Genomic DNA, 14,599 nt, shown 5'->3' with positions numbered 1-14,599 from the left:
TTATCAGTTATTGACCAATCCATGCTTTTCTCAGGGCTATTTGCTTTGAATCGGGACTGGCGAGTGTACCTACCTTTCCAGTAGTTTCATCATAAGTAAAGCCTACTTTTTCAAGATATTCTTTTAAAGGAACCGGCTTTGTCCCTTCTATATAATCCCTGAAAAATGTACGGATTTCAGGGAAGGTCATTTTTGTAATTTCATCAAATAAATCATCATCATTAAAATACTTATCCTCCCCGTATTTTTTCATAAGCCGTTGCATCAGATCCTGGGTACCCATTTTTCCACCGGAAAGTTCACGTAATTTTATATCTAAACACAACCCAAGTAGTGGGCCTTTCTGATAAAAATTCATGTATTGGTCCTGTCTTTCTATTGCATTCTTACTTATTTCAGTAAAAGATAAATGGTTATCAAACTCATTCATTCCATGTATTTTTTCTTCCAGTTTTTTTTCAAAATCCGCCAGAGAAATCATTTTCTGTTTGATAGGCATATGTATGGTCGCATATTCTGTCATCCCTTCATAAAGCCAAAGGTGCTTGGACATGGTAGGATTTAAAAAATCATAGTGTTGAATATCTCCCGAATGGATATGGAGTGGCGTAATAATATGAAAGAATTCATGAGCCGCAACCCTGTTTAATGCATCCGGCAAAAAGTTCATGCTTTTTGAACGGTACAGGCAAACTGTTGATCGTGAATGTTCCAGACCGTCACCTATAGATCCTTTTTCATTTGAGGACTCAAAATAGATCAGAAAAGCATATTTGTTTACAGGCAATTTTCCACCCAGATAAGCCTGTTGATTTTTTAAAATATTTTCTATATCATCCGCTATCTTTTTTGAATAATGACGTTCTTTTTTGTTGTAAAATGATACAAGAACCTCGCTGGTTCCAATCTTTAACCAGGTGGTATCAGGAACACAATAGAGCACAGGTGAATCTACTAGTTTCCTGTAATCTTTTGCCCAGACAACATCGGTAGTGTCATTTTTTCTTTTGTAATCTAAGGCTGAAGAAGCATAAAAGTCCTTATTTTTCCTGATATTAATTTCATACGGAGTCTCCTTCATTTCTTCGAAGTATCCCACCAGAGAATTGTAATTAATAACAGAAACCGAATCTTTTATAAATAAGCTGCCTGCAGATTTTGGTCCGTCTGTGTTTTGCTGTAAAGAGTTCCAGCCGCCGGTAACTTTATAAGATATTTTGTTCACATGCTTAAGATCATTCACCTTCCAGCTGTTTTTATCCAGACGTTCTGCCGCTATTTTCTTTCCATCTTTATCAGTTGCATTAAAATCAGAAATGTACTGTCCGAAATTCATTGCCTGATAAATTCCGGGGATCATTTTTGGAATGACAAATTTGCCCTGCTTAAGACTGTTTTTGGGTGGGGTAAAAGAGACCATCACTTCATTGTTTGATACATGAAGAAGGTCTATATGGTATTCATAATTTTTCTTTGATGATTGTGCGAAGATCATACTCGGAAAAAGAATCAACATGAAAAATATTTTTATAGGGCTATCCATTTGATTTTGTTTTAATACTAAACAAAAATAAGAAGTTTAGCTATCAATTATCCGTATTAGATCATATTATTTTTCTACAGTATACACCTCTTCATAAGGTTGGATAAGAACCCAGCCATTTCCGGAAAACATCATCTGAAACTCTTCGCCGCTTCCTCTTCCCATTAAACTTTTAAAAGAAACATTCGTTTTCAATTCAGGGGTTAAATTTCCTGACCATGCAACTGTTGCATTTGGATCTGTAAAAACAGGATTATGAGGAGTTACCATTAAGGTTAATGGCTCACCATGAGTTGTAATAGCTACATGTCCGGATCCTGAAAGCTTCACCTGGAATAATCCGCCGGAAAGCATACCCGCAATACTTTTTAGCATCGTAATATCACTTTGTATACTTTGCTCATGAGCCAGAACGTCATTACCGTTTACACATAAAGATTCGTTATTTAAATAAAGGATACGGACTTTTTTTCCGGAATCAGCCACATATAGTTTTCCGGTACCTTCTGCTTTCATCAGTTTTGTTCCTTCACCACTGATCGCTTTTTTCAGAAGATTTCCTAAACCTCCGGCAAGCATACCCTGCCTCTCAAAATTGATGTTTCCAGTATAACCCACCATACTTCCTCTTTTCGTCCAAACCGATTGATTGTTAAGATTAATCTCCAGAAGCTGAGGTTTCTCAAGTTCAAAATAATCTCTTTCCTGTGGATTTTCCTTTGTTTCATTAATGAATGATTCCAATGAATATTTGCTCATAATTAGTAATTTTTAGAGGACCAAATTACATTTTTTTTACATTGAATAAGATGGTGATTATTAACCATTTGACAGCTTTATTAAATAAAGCTTGACAAAGGGGTATTCAATGTCGTATATTTGCACACCGAAAATTACACTAGTAATTTCAATAATTTTTAAACCGTAATTTAAAAAAATGAAAACATCCGATTTTAATTTTGACCTTCCTGAGGAATTATTGGCAGAACACCCATCTGAGCACAGAGATGATGCGAGACTAATGGTTCTTGACAGAAAAACTGAAACTATAGAGCACAAGTTGTTTAAAGATGTAGTGGATTATTTCGATGAAAAAGACTTATTTATTTTTAACAATACGAAGGTTTTCCCTGCACGTCTTTATGGAAATAAAGAAAAAACTGGAGCTAAAATTGAAGTATTTCTTTTAAGAGAGCTTGATAAAGAAACTCGTGTTTGGGATGTATTGGTAGATCCGGCTAGAAAAATAAGAATTGGTAACAAATTGTTCTTTACTGAAGATGAATCTTTAGTGGCTGAGGTTATTGATAACACAACTTCTAGAGGAAGAACCCTAAGATTCCTGTTTGACGGTTCTTATGAAGAATTCAGAACAAAATTAAAAGAATTAGGAGAAACTCCACTTCCAAAATACATCAAAAGAGCAGTAGAGCCCGAAGATGCTGAAAGATATCAAACGATCTATGCTAAAGTTGAAGGAGCTGTTGCAGCACCAACTGCTGGTCTACACTTCTCTAAGCATTTGATGAAGAGATTAGAGATCAAAGGAATTGACTTTGCTGAAGTAACTCTTCACGTTGGTTTAGGAACATTCAACCCGATCGAAGTTGAAGATCTTTCTAAGCATAAAATGGAGTCTGAAGAAATCATTATCGATGAGAAAAATGCTGAAATCATTAACAGAGCAGTAGATGCGCACAGAAGAGTTTGTGCTGTAGGAACTACAACAATGAGAGCATTGGAAACTTCAGTTTCTTCTAACAAGAAAATCTCTGCATTTAACGGTTGGACGAATAAATTCATTTACCCACCTCACGATTTTGGAGTTGCAAATTCAATGATCACAAACTTCCACACGCCGAAGTCTACATTATTGATGATGATCGCTGCATTTGCTGGAAGAGATTTCGTAATGCATGCTTATGAAGAAGCCGTAAAAGAAAAGTATAAATTCTATTCTTACGGTGATGCAATGCTTATTTTATAAAAAAAGATAATAGGAATTAGGATTTAGGGCTTCGTAATTGTACCTAAATCCTAACACCTAATACCTGATACCTCATATGAAAGATATTCGAACTTTATCACTGGATCAGCTTAAAGACTATTTCTTGACTTTAGGAGAAAAACCGTTTCGTGCGAAACAGGTTTATGACTGGTTGTGGAGTAAAAACCTTCATTCTATTGATGAAATGACGAATCTTTCAAAACAGCTTCGTGATAAAATTTCAGCAGAATATACCATCAATCCTGTATCCGTTGATTTACTTCAAAAGAGTACGGACGGAACCATTAAAAATGGAGTGAAACTTCATGATGGTTTAATGGTAGAATCGGTTTTGATTCCTACAGAAACAAGAACGACAGCTTGTGTTTCCTCACAGGTAGGATGTTCATTAAACTGCGAGTTTTGTGCGACAGCACGATTGAAGAGAATGAGAAACCTTGAAGTCGCTGAAATTGTGGATCAGGTTGCTCTTATTGACAATCAAAGTAAAATGTATTTTGACAGGCCTCTTAGCAATATTGTTTTTATGGGAATGGGGGAGCCTATGATGAATTACAAAAATGTAGTTGAGGCTATCCGGAAAATCACCCAGCCGGAAGGTTTGGGAATGTCCCCAAGAAGAATTACTGTTTCAACTTCAGGAATACCGAAGATGATCAAGATGCTGGCAGATGACGAACTGCGTGTAAAACTGGCTCTGTCACTTCACTCTGCAATAGAATCCAAACGTAACGAAATCATGCCGTTTTCAGATAAGTTTCCATTGACAGATATTATGGAATCGCTGCAGTACTGGTACAAAAAAACGGGAAGTACGATCACTTTTGAATATTGTGTATGGAAAGGGATTAACGACGGGGATGAAGACATAAAAGCTTTGATCAAATATTGCAAACAGGTTCCTTCCAAAGTTAATCTTATCCAATACAATCCAATTGGAGATGGGAAGTACGACCAATGTAACAAACAGGCAGAAGAAAACTATGTACGCCAGCTTGAGAATGCGGGAATTACCGTAATGATCAGAAAAAGCCGTGGTGGAGATATCGATGCTGCGTGCGGACAATTGGCCAATAAGGTTACGGATTAAAATTTCCTTAAAAAACTTACCGGAATAGATTTCCGATTTTTATAAAACCCTACCTTTGCACAAAGCTAGTAAATAATGAACTATTTTTTGGGTGAAGATGGATTAGAAAATGTCTATGCCTGGGCAATTCCGTTTCATGCTACTGTAATTTTAGCTGAAATGATCTACAGCCACGTCTCTGAGGCTAAATTATATGATAAAAAAGATGTAGCAACAAGCGTTTTTTTAGCACTCCTGAACTTCGGTCTGGATTTGATAATGAAGGTTTTTGCTATGGGAGTGATGTTTTTCTTTTACAATCACCGGCTTTTTACGTGGGATTTTACTGTTTGGTATTGGCTCATCTGTTTTGTCATTACTGATTTCGCCTATTATGTACTTCATTACGTAGATCACCATTCCAGAGCGTTTTGGGCCGTTCATATCACCCATCATAATTCGGAATATTTTAACCTGACAACGGGCTTCAGAAGTCCCGTTTTACAGCCTCTTTACAGGTATTTATACTTTTCTCCACTTGCTTTTTTAGGTTTCAATCCGTGGCATATCATGGTCGTTTACGCTATTGGACAAGTGTATGGTACATGGGTTCACACACAAACGGTAAAGAAGATGGGTTTCCTGGAACATATTTTGGTAACGCCATCTCATCATCGTGTTCATCATGCCTGCAATATTAAATACCTGGATAGAAATATGGGAATGTGCCTGATTATTTGGGATAAAATGTTTGGCACTTTTGAAAAAGAAGATCCCAATATTCCCGTAAAATATGGTATTTATCCTAAAATGCCGGACAATAAACCCGATACCGTCCTGTTTTATGAGTGGCGAAAGATATGGAAAGATATAAAACAACCGGGGTTGAAGTTTTCAGACAGGATCAACTATATTTTTAATTCTCCCGGCTGGAGGCATGATGGTACCGGAAAAACAGTTAGGCAATATCAAAAAGATTATTTTGCAAAGAAAATCCGCAAACAGCATAAAAAATCAGCATAGACCTTATCAGATTAAGGTTAATTAATAGAAACGGGCTTTAGCCCGTTTTTTATAATATAAATTCGATTGGCTTTAGCCAAAACCTATTTTTACAGATTTAATTTGAACTACAGATCAATTAATTTCATCGGAAATTGTATTTTTATGTAATGAAAAAGTCTATCTTCATTTTTGCAATCTTTGTTTTTCAAACAGTATTTTCCCAACAAACCGAATTTCTTAAAATAAAAAAATACAGAACCGCTTTTCTTGAAGATCAGGTTCAGGAAACTTCGGGATTGAATTTCTTCAATGGCAAGCTCTATACCTTTAATGATAGTGGTAATAGTCCCGAACTCTTTGAAATAGAAAAAACTTCGGGAAAGATTGTAAATGTTTTAAAGATTAATGCTAAAAATAAAGATTGGGAAGCATTGACAAATGATGGAACAAATTTCTATATCGGAGACTTTGGAAATAATACCGGCACCAGAAAGGATCTCGAGATCTATAAAGTCCCTTTTCCTAATGATAGCTTAAAGAATAATCTGATTAAAACCATATCCTTTTACTATCCGGAACAGAAAGAATTTATTTCAAAAAATACCAATAACGATTTCGATGCGGAAGCTATGATCTATTTGAATGGTAAACTGCATATTTTTACTAAAGAGTGGGCTTCAAAAGCAACTTCGCATTATATTGTTGACCCGGAGATGTCGGAGTTACAGAAAGCAGAGAAAATAGAAACCTATAAAACTGATTTTGTGATAACGGATGCTTCTTACTTTGATAAAAAACTTTATTTAATAGGGTATACAAAGAAAACAGAAGTTTTTCTGGACATTTTTAATGAAACTGAACCGGGGATCTTTTTTAAAGAAAGACGAAAGCATTATTATCTGGGAATGGCAACTTCGATTGGCCAGATCGAAGGAATTGCAGTTGATGAGAAAGGGCTTTACATTTCGGGGGAAAAATTCAGGTACCCACTAGGAACCGTAAAACAGAGTCTGTATTTTATTCCAAAAGAAGAACTCAAAGATTGAATTTCCGTAATTTATTTTTCACATTAAATCTCTAATTGTAGAATACTTCTTATATTTAGTATCTAACAAATAAAAGTTATACAATGAAAAATTTCAAAAAAATTTCAAGAGAAAATTTAAAAGCTATTAAGGGTGCAGGAGTACCAGAAGGTGTTTGCCAACCTGGATACAAGTACATTTGCGAAGCCACAGGTATTTGTGGGCCAGAACCCGATGCAGCTTGTAATTGCTATTGTATTCCTAAATAATAAAATAGAATCCCTCTTGATGAGGGATTTTTTATTTTCTTTATTTTTAATTATTGATATACAAAATTCTTTTATTAAAAAAAATAAGTAAAATAACTCACATTTTGTTGTATAATTTGTAATGATTTTGGATATTTACTTTTTAATCAAACTAAAATATAATTATGAACAATCTAAGAAAATTAAACAAAAGAGAATTAAAGACTATCAAAGGTGGAAATGTACCTATTGGGTGCAATAGCTGGAATCCTCAGGCTCGCTGCTGCATGGAGTGGGCTGCAGATTACTGTGGAAATAGAACCTGCCCAAATTCGCCTGCCCCAAATTGCTAGGTGATTTTTCTTAATTGCAACGAGAAATAAAATCCAGTGCCTAAACTTTGTGGCATTGGATTTTTATTAAATAGGCATGTTTTACCTACTGAATTTTTCAACCCCAAAGTTCAATACCGATTTCATTACCTGTGAAATGCCTGCCTAAACTATTTAACTGTGTGGGAAATTATGTGTTTCATTTCGAACTTTTTGAGGAAATCTGAGAAACCAGAATTCACGAATTAAAAGAAAGATATATAACTTTTAAAATTTATGTAATAATTTTTTGTTTCCATAAAAAGCATTATTTTTGATCATTCTTTAAAAAATGCATAAAAGTGCACAAATTTGAGAAAAAGAACTAATTTTCAGATCGGTGACGGCTGAAAATCAATATTTTATAAAATAGTGGCCAATATAGTAGAAGAAATCAAGCAACCGATCAATGAAGAAATGAAACTTTTCGAGCAGAAGTTTTATGAATCAATGCAGAGTAAAGTTCCTTTATTAGATAAGGTAACACGTTTTATCGTTACAACTAAAGGGAAGCAAATGCGTCCTATGTTTGTATTTCTATGTGCAAAGCTGGTAGGAGAGGTCAATGAAAAAACCTATCGGGGAGCTTCGATGATAGAATTGATTCATACCGCAACATTAGTTCATGATGATGTCGTAGATGAAAGTTTTAAACGTCGTAATTTTTTCTCTATTAATGCCTTATGGAAGAATAAAATTGCAGTTTTAGTAGGAGATTATCTGCTGATGAAATCAGTGTTGATTTCTACAGACCATAAAGAGTATGATTTACTTTCGGTAATAGCACGAACAACCCGTGAAATGTCGGAAGGGGAACTTCTTCAGTTGGAAAAAGCAAGGAAACTAGACATTACAGAAGATGTTTATTATGAGATTATCCGTCAGAAAACAGCAACATTAATTGCTGCTTGCTGTGAAGTAGGTGTTTTGTCGAATAATGCCGATGAAAATCTTGCGAAAAGAATGAAGGATTTCGGAACTTACACAGGAATGGCATTTCAGATTAAAGACGACTTGTTTGACTATTTGAGTTCTAATGTCATAGGAAAACCGGTTGGTATAGATATTAAAGAACAAAAGATGACGCTTCCTCTGATTCATGCCTTAAAAATCGCCAGTGAAAAGGACAGGAAATATTTTTTCAATACAATAAAGCGTTATAATAATGATAAAAAGCGTGTAAAAGAGCTTATTGCTTTTGTGAAAAGTTCAGGTGGTTTAGATTATGCTGTCTCTGTAATGAAAGATTTTCAGCAAAAGGCGAAAGATCTTCTCAATGATTTTCCTGACTCTGAAGCCAAAAGATCACTATACAGTATGCTGGATTATGTGATTGAAAGAAAGTTCTAACGGGCTGGGTATCTTTTCTGTTTTCTGTAAATAATACAGAGTTTAATTATATTTGATTGATGTAATTCCTTGTAGTTACTTAATAATAGTAAATTCTATAAATGTTTTTATCTTCGAATTATTCTAAAATAAAGCGAATTTGATTATAAAAATATAGTATGATGATATCGTTTTCTGATTTGATATTTACATTTAACTTAATTCTAAATACTTACATTATTCTAACTGTAACGATAACAACAGCTAAGACTATACAAAATAAAGCGATTAAAAATAGATAATCTGCAATATTCTCAAATTTTGTTTCCCGTTTTTCATGGCTTGTCCTGATGGCTAAAAATGAAAAGAAACAACTGCATGCAAAAAGTATGCATGCCACTCCGGCAAATTCGTCCAGATATGTACTGCCACTGATTTTAGTGATCTTCAATGAGGTGATTATGATCAAAGAAAATCCTAAAAGATTACTGGATGCATTGAGTATATGCGGCGATTTTTTTTCCATTTATACAAATTTATTTAAAGTAAAACATAATTTTCTTTATTATCAAATTTTTAAAAAAGATTATTAAAAATTAAAATTAATTTAAAAAGTGTATATTAGCAAAATACTTCTAGAACTAAAAATTTTTATATTTGGCTATGCAAACAACCTATATTGAAACACAGAAGATTTCCTTTCAAGATTTTAAAAATCAAATACTTGAAGACTATAAATTAGGAAGAATTTCTCGTGAAATGTCTTACCTGGGTAGAAGAGAAGTTCTTACAGGAAAAGCTAAATTTGGAATCTTCGGTGATGGTAAGGAATTACCACAGTTGGCAATGGCGAAAGTTTTCAGGAATGGAGACTTCCGTTCAGGATACTACAGAGATCAGACTTTTGCATTGTCTGTAGATGCTTTAACGGTTGAAAGCTTTTTTGCACAGCTATATGCCGATACCAGCGTAGAAAGAGAGCCTGCATCTGCAGGAAGACAAATGAACGGACACTTCGCAACAAGGAGTTTAAATGAAGATGGGAGCTGGAAAAATTTAATGGCTCAGAAAAATATTTCTTCTGATATCTCTCCTACAGCAGGTCAAATGCCTAGATTATTAGGATTGGCTCAGGCTTCAAAAATATATAAATCAGTACAATTTGACGGTTCAGAGAAATTCTCAAAAGATGGAAACGAAATTGCTTTCGGAACTATCGGGGATGCTTCTACTGCAGAAGGTCATTTTTGGGAAACATTGAATGCGGCATGTGCACTTCAGGTTCCAATGATCGTTTCAATTTGGGATGATGGTTATGGGATTTCTGTTCCTACTAAAAACCAGAGAGCAAAAGCAGATATCTCTGAAATGCTAAGTGGGTTTCAAAGAAAAGAAGGTGAAAACCAGGGCTGTGAGATTATTCAGGTAAAAGCATGGGATTATCCTGCATTATTGGATGCATACGCAAGAGCAGAACACTTTGCAAGAACTGAAAGTGTTCCTGTAGTTGTTCATGTCATTGAAGTTACCCAGCCACAAGGTCACTCTACTTCAGGATCTCACGAAAGATATAAGAATGAAGAACGTCTATCCTGGGAAGCGGATTTTGATGGATTGGTGAAATTTAAAGAATGGATCTTAAACTATTCAATTGAAATTGAAGGAAAAGAAGAAGTTATTGCAACAAAGGAAGAGCTGGATGCAATTGATGAGGAAGCGAAGAAGATGGTAAAAGCTGGTCAAAAAATCGCTTGGGAAAATTATCAGAAAACCATCTTAGATCTTTCTAAGGCTGTTTTACCTTTAGTGGAAAACCTTAAAGGACAAAATTCAGAAATTGAAAATTATATTACTCAGTTCAATAAATTAGTTTCTAAAGCTAAAAAAGATATTTTCCATTTGATGAGAAAATCTTTATTGGCAACAAGAGGAACAAATACTGCAGAAAGAAATCAGTTGATGCAGAAATACAATGAGGTTTTTGAAGTAGAGAAAGACAATTACTCGTCTCACCTTTACTCCCAGTCTCAATGGAAAGCTGAAAATATCAAAGAAGTTAAGCCTGTATATTCTGACCATTCTGAAGATGTAGATGGAAGAGTAGTCGTTAGAAACAATTTTGACAAAATATTTGAAAAATATCCTGAAACCCTTGTTTTTGGTGAAGATGCCGGAAATATCGGTGATGTAAACCAAGGTTTAGAAGGGATGCAGGAAAAATATGGTGATGTTCGTGTTGCAGATACAGGTATCCGTGAAGCTACTATTTTAGGGCAGGGTATTGGTATGGCAATGAGAGGGCTGAGACCTATTGCTGAGATTCAGTACCTGGATTATATCTTGTATTGTATACAGGGAATGAGTGATGATTTGGCAACAGTTCAGTACAGAACAAAAGGAGGTCAAAAAGCTCCAGTGATCATCAGAACAAGAGGGCATCGATTAGAAGGTGTTTGGCATTCGGGTTCTCCAATGGCAGGAATTCTTAACCTTTCAAAAGGAATTTTGGTACTTGTTCCAAGAAATCTTACAAAAGCGGCAGGATTCTATAATACAATGCTTCAGAGTGATGATCCGGCAGTCATTGTTGAATGTCTGAACGGATACCGATTAAAGGAAAAGCAGCCTGACAATTTAGGTGAGTTTACCGTTCCTGTAGGAAAGATTGAAGTAACGAAGGAAGGGAAGGATGTAACGTTGGTGACCTATGGTTCTACATGGAGAATTGTAATGGAAGCTGCAGAAGAATTGGAAAAATTAGGAATCTCTTCTGAAGTTATTGATGTCCAGTCTTTAATTCCTTTCGATTTGACAAATGAAATTGCAGAGAGTGTAAAGAAAACCAACAGATTGGTCGTTATCGATGAAGATGTAGAAGGAGGAACTTCAGCATTTATTCTTCAGCAGATTTTAGAAAAACAAAAAGCATTCAGATATCTGGATTCTGATCCATTGACGATAGCTGCTAATGACCACCGTCCTGCTTATGCAAGTGACGGAGATTATTTCAGCAAGCCATCTTCTGATGATATGGTAGAAAAAATCTATGCTATGTTTAATGAAACAAATCCTCAGAAATATCCTGCGATATTTTAATAAGGATATGTAATAAATAGAAACCCGCTTCAAATATGAAGCGGGTTTTTAATTGGTCTTAACTTTTACATCCAGTACCACTCAACTCACAAGTCCAGTAGCTGGGAATTCCATTTTGAGGACGATGATAACAGGCAATTGATCCAACTGGACATTCCGGGGCACTACCACCATTAATTTTTTTCAAATCTGAATACGGTAATTTTCTTAGATTTTTCATATTTCTTTAATTTGTTACTGATTATAAATATAACTGTTTTTGAATATATAACGAGAGGTTGTCAGCTATTTAATAATTCTTATTTAAGGGAGATAATATTCTTTTAATCATTATATTTAAGACTTAAATTAAAAACATGCCTTTAGACAACAACATCACATCTTATTGGAAGCAGTTTATAGCTAGCTTAAAAGAGGATGTTTCTCAGGATTTAGAACTATCCGGCTCTTTTCATTTTGGGGGACAGGAAGATGCTACAAGTATTGCAGAATTGGTTGTTGCCGGGATAAAAATAGCAACAGGTTCTCTATTGTGGGTTTATGAGTCAGAGAATAATCCCATTCCTTCTATCGGAGAATACAATATTATAAAAGATTCTAACGATATGCCTGTTTGTGTTATTCAGACGACAGGACTCTCGATTATCCCATTCGATGAAGTAGGGACTCAGTTTGCGTTTGACAGTGGAGAAGGAGACCGAACATTGGAAAGCTGGAGAGAGATTTATTGGGAGTATATCCAGTCTGAGTGTGAACGTATCAATAAAGAAGCAACAATGCAAACGCCTTTGGTCTGTGAATATTTTAAAGCAGTATATACCGAGCCTTTTAAATATTAGTAAAAAACAAAGCTGCTCTTAGAATTTCCAAGAGCAGCTTTTAACCGATTTAGATATATAAAATTGTCATCATGAATGACAAAAAGTGATTTCTCTTATAAACCAATATTTTTAGTAGGCTTTAATTGCTTTAAAATATTTTTTGGAATCGCATTCTTGTGCACAAGGATCGCAGTTGATTTATATTCAACATAAGGTCTTGTTACATAGATATACCCTTGAAAATCGTTCGTTACTCCCCAGGAGTTCTTAACCATATAATATTCTTTCCCGCTCTGATCTTTTGCCAATCCTACGATGTGCATTCCATGATCATCCGTTGTAGAAAGGTTATTAAGAGCTTTCTGACGCATATCTTCTGTAATTGTTTTATCCTTTTTAGGCTCTGTAAACAATTCTTTTTTTACTTCTGGAGTAATTTGATCTAAATCCAGATCAGGAACGTAAGCAACTCCGTTTTTATATGAAAAATAAGGTTCAGAAACATCTGTTGCCCAACCTACAGAATATCCTTTAGATACTGCGTTGTCTACGATAGCGGTCATATCTGTCATTGGAATATTCCAATCAGAATCGTGGCTCCAGTTATCTGGAATTGGATTTACAAATTTCTGGAAGTAAGGATAATCTTTGTATGATGATAGCTCTACATAATCTTCTGGATTAATGCCCACTACTTCACTAGCAAATGTTTTTGGAGTGTACGATTTTCCATTATACGTAAAGTTCGTAGGAACTTTTCCTAAATACTCATCCAAAATGGCATCTACAGAAGCCATCCAGTTATCAGAAAGCTTACCTTTTGAAGAAGCCTGCACCAGACTGTCTAATACGGGTTTAATTTTATCCTGCATTTCCTTGAAGTTGTTGATCGTCTGGCCTGCTTTTAGTCCAGTATACACTTCCTGTGGAACCGCTCCGTACTTTTTGTACATATTGATTACATCGTGTAATTCTCCACCGTCTCCCCAACTGATTGCACCATTATTTAAAACATACAACTTTGCCTTATCATGATAAGAATTCCTTGCAGTAAAGATTTCAGCAAGATCCACAGGTTTTTTACCCATACGCTGCATTTCAGACTCGAGGAAAGAGTTTCCGGAATAACTCCAGCATGTCCCTGAAGATCCCTGGTTCTTTACCGAAGTAGCACCAACATCTTTTAGTGTGGTGAATTTAAAATTGGCATTTTGTGATTGATTGGTTTTTAACTTGTTGATCAAGTCATCTTGTGCGAACATCATACTTCCTGCAGACAAAACAAAAAGTAATGATGCAATTTTGTTATATTTCATTACTGTAAAGATTATTTTTAACGAGTCGTTGTAATAAAAGATTTGTTACAAGGGGAAAGGTTAAATTTGTTGAAAAATAAATTGCAAAATAGCAAAAGTGCGAAAAGGCAAATAAGAATTGGTTTGGAGAAAGAATAAAAAATTAATTTTCAAAAATTATTGAAAGTTCAAAAATTATTATTACATTTGTATTAGGAATTCAAAAAGAGACAAAAATGCAACTTTCAGAAGCTAAAGAAAAATACATTCAGACATGGGGAACGTTTGCGACCAATTGGGGGATCAACCGTACTATGGCGCAGGTTCATGCGTTGCTTATGGCAAGTGGTAAGCCTTTGTCAACAGATGAGGTAATGGAACAGCTTGAAATTTCAAGAGGGAACGCTAATATGAACCTACGTGCTTTGATGGACTGGGGGATTGTAAAGAAAGAGTTTGTAAAAGGAGACCGAAAAGAGTATTTCATGGCAGAAAAAGATGTTTGGTTTTTATTTAAGCAAATAACAAAGGAACGCAGAAAGAGAGAAATTGAACCGGTTATTTCTTTTTTGGAAGACTTGAAAGACATTGAAGATAAAGAGTCTGAGGAAGCTAAAGAATTTATTAAATTAATGGAGGACTTTAGCACGGTCACAGGAAAGATCAATAATATTATGGATCTCGCCATTAAAAGTGATGACCATTGGTTGGTCGGGAAGATAACTAACTTATTAAAATAGAATAGAAGAGGGTGAGAATCCTTTTTTATTTCAGTTTAACTTTCAAAAA

Annotated in this window: 14 protein-coding genes; 10 read left to right on the top strand and 4 right to left on the bottom strand. The window is 35.0% G+C overall.

The features are described from left to right. Positions 1-7 precede the first annotated feature (7 nt). The gene (locus CEY12_RS07310; protein ID WP_157676777.1) at positions 8-1,516 is read right to left on the bottom strand and encodes a peptidase M61; all 1,509 of its coding nucleotides are present in this window, start codon (positions 1,514-1,516) and stop codon (positions 8-10) included. 93 nt (positions 1,517-1,609) lie between these two features. Next, positions 1,610-2,302: an AIM24 family protein gene (locus CEY12_RS07305; RefSeq protein WP_089027064.1), complete on the bottom strand. Its 693-nt coding sequence runs from the start codon at positions 2,300-2,302 to the stop codon at positions 1,610-1,612. A 178-nt stretch (positions 2,303-2,480) separates the two neighbouring features. Between CEY12_RS07305 and queA the strand changes: the two genes are divergently transcribed. From queA to CEY12_RS07275, 7 genes are all read left to right on the top strand, one after another. Then, on the top strand, positions 2,481-3,530 hold the full coding sequence (gene queA / locus CEY12_RS07300) for a tRNA preQ1(34) S-adenosylmethionine ribosyltransferase-isomerase QueA (protein ID WP_089027063.1): 1,050 nt from the start codon (positions 2,481-2,483) through the stop codon (positions 3,528-3,530). 76 nt (positions 3,531-3,606) lie between these two features. Continuing rightward, positions 3,607-4,641 (top strand): 23S rRNA (adenine(2503)-C(2))-methyltransferase RlmN, encoded by a 1,035-nt coding sequence (rlmN, locus tag CEY12_RS07295; RefSeq protein ID WP_089027062.1) that lies wholly within the window; start codon positions 3,607-3,609, stop codon positions 4,639-4,641. A 75-nt stretch (positions 4,642-4,716) separates the two neighbouring features. Beyond that, complete coding sequence (locus tag CEY12_RS07290) at positions 4,717-5,643, top strand: sterol desaturase family protein (RefSeq protein WP_089027061.1); 927 nt, start codon at positions 4,717-4,719, stop codon at positions 5,641-5,643. Between the two features lie 149 nt (positions 5,644-5,792). After that, positions 5,793-6,671: a hypothetical protein gene (locus tag CEY12_RS07285; protein ID WP_089027060.1), complete on the top strand. Its 879-nt coding sequence runs from the start codon at positions 5,793-5,795 to the stop codon at positions 6,669-6,671. Positions 6,672-6,754: 83 nt separating this feature from the next. Next, positions 6,755-6,919, top strand: a complete 165-nt coding sequence (locus CEY12_RS22240) for a bacteriocin-like protein (protein WP_157676776.1) — start codon at positions 6,755-6,757, stop codon at positions 6,917-6,919. 164 nt (positions 6,920-7,083) lie between these two features. After that, positions 7,084-7,251, top strand: a complete 168-nt coding sequence (locus CEY12_RS22235; protein ID WP_157676775.1) for a bacteriocin-like protein — start codon at positions 7,084-7,086, stop codon at positions 7,249-7,251. Positions 7,252-7,641: 390 nt separating this feature from the next. Beyond that, on the top strand, positions 7,642-8,619 hold the full coding sequence (locus CEY12_RS07275; RefSeq protein ID WP_089027058.1) for a polyprenyl synthetase family protein: 978 nt from the start codon (positions 7,642-7,644) through the stop codon (positions 8,617-8,619). A 211-nt stretch (positions 8,620-8,830) separates the two neighbouring features. Here the strand turns inward: CEY12_RS07275 and CEY12_RS07270 are convergent, their stop codons facing one another. After that, the gene (locus tag CEY12_RS07270; protein WP_089027057.1) at positions 8,831-9,124 is read right to left on the bottom strand and encodes a hypothetical protein; all 294 of its coding nucleotides are present in this window, start codon (positions 9,122-9,124) and stop codon (positions 8,831-8,833) included. Between the two features lie 137 nt (positions 9,125-9,261). On the opposite strand from CEY12_RS07270, the gene CEY12_RS07265 reads away from it, so the two are divergent. Then, on the top strand, positions 9,262-11,694 hold the full coding sequence (locus CEY12_RS07265; protein WP_089027056.1) for a thiamine pyrophosphate-dependent enzyme: 2,433 nt from the start codon (positions 9,262-9,264) through the stop codon (positions 11,692-11,694). A 356-nt stretch (positions 11,695-12,050) separates the two neighbouring features. Next, positions 12,051-12,533: an ASCH domain-containing protein gene (locus CEY12_RS07260; protein ID WP_089027055.1), complete on the top strand. Its 483-nt coding sequence runs from the start codon at positions 12,051-12,053 to the stop codon at positions 12,531-12,533. Positions 12,534-12,628: 95 nt separating this feature from the next. On the opposite strand, the gene CEY12_RS07255 is transcribed toward CEY12_RS07260, so the two are convergent. Continuing rightward, a complete protein-coding gene (locus CEY12_RS07255; RefSeq protein WP_089027054.1) occupies positions 12,629-13,831 on the bottom strand; it encodes an aminopeptidase C in 1,203 nt (400 codons plus the stop codon). 215 nt (positions 13,832-14,046) lie between these two features. On the opposite strand from CEY12_RS07255, the gene CEY12_RS07250 reads away from it, so the two are divergent. Next, positions 14,047-14,550 carry a GbsR/MarR family transcriptional regulator gene (locus tag CEY12_RS07250; RefSeq protein WP_089027053.1) on the top strand — a complete coding sequence of 168 codons (504 nt, stop codon included), beginning with the start codon at positions 14,047-14,049 and terminating at the stop codon, positions 14,548-14,550. Positions 14,551-14,599 lie beyond the last annotated feature (49 nt).

This window comes from Chryseobacterium sp. T16E-39 (assembly GCF_002216065.1).
Lineage (GTDB): Bacteria > Bacteroidota > Bacteroidia > Flavobacteriales > Weeksellaceae > Chryseobacterium.
The sequence above is the reverse complement of the archived record's forward strand: the minus strand, read 5'-3'. Positions and strand labels throughout refer to the sequence as shown.

Excerpts from the sequence above, each read along its gene's own strand:
- CEY12_RS07310 (WP_157676777.1), bottom strand. The coding sequence starts at position 1,516 with ATGTTGATTCTTTTTCCGAGTATGATCTTCGCACAATCATCAAAGAAA.
- CEY12_RS07305 (WP_089027064.1), bottom strand. The coding sequence starts at position 2,302 with ATGAGCAAATATTCATTGGAATCATTCATTAATGAAACAAAGGAAAAT.
- queA (WP_089027063.1), top strand. The coding sequence starts at position 2,481 with ATGAAAACATCCGATTTTAATTTTGACCTTCCTGAGGAATTATTGGCA.
- rlmN (WP_089027062.1), top strand. The coding sequence starts at position 3,607 with ATGAAAGATATTCGAACTTTATCACTGGATCAGCTTAAAGACTATTTC.
- CEY12_RS07290 (WP_089027061.1), top strand. The coding sequence starts at position 4,717 with ATGAACTATTTTTTGGGTGAAGATGGATTAGAAAATGTCTATGCCTGG.
- CEY12_RS07285 (WP_089027060.1), top strand. The coding sequence starts at position 5,793 with ATGAAAAAGTCTATCTTCATTTTTGCAATCTTTGTTTTTCAAACAGTA.
- CEY12_RS22240 (WP_157676776.1), top strand. The coding sequence starts at position 6,755 with ATGAAAAATTTCAAAAAAATTTCAAGAGAAAATTTAAAAGCTATTAAG.
- CEY12_RS22235 (WP_157676775.1), top strand. The coding sequence starts at position 7,084 with ATGAACAATCTAAGAAAATTAAACAAAAGAGAATTAAAGACTATCAAA.
- CEY12_RS07270 (WP_089027057.1), bottom strand. The coding sequence starts at position 9,124 with ATGGAAAAAAAATCGCCGCATATACTCAATGCATCCAGTAATCTTTTA.
- CEY12_RS07265 (WP_089027056.1), top strand. The coding sequence starts at position 9,262 with ATGCAAACAACCTATATTGAAACACAGAAGATTTCCTTTCAAGATTTT.
- CEY12_RS07260 (WP_089027055.1), top strand. The coding sequence starts at position 12,051 with ATGCCTTTAGACAACAACATCACATCTTATTGGAAGCAGTTTATAGCT.
- CEY12_RS07255 (WP_089027054.1), bottom strand. The coding sequence starts at position 13,831 with ATGAAATATAACAAAATTGCATCATTACTTTTTGTTTTGTCTGCAGGA.
- CEY12_RS07250 (WP_089027053.1), top strand. The coding sequence starts at position 14,047 with ATGCAACTTTCAGAAGCTAAAGAAAAATACATTCAGACATGGGGAACG.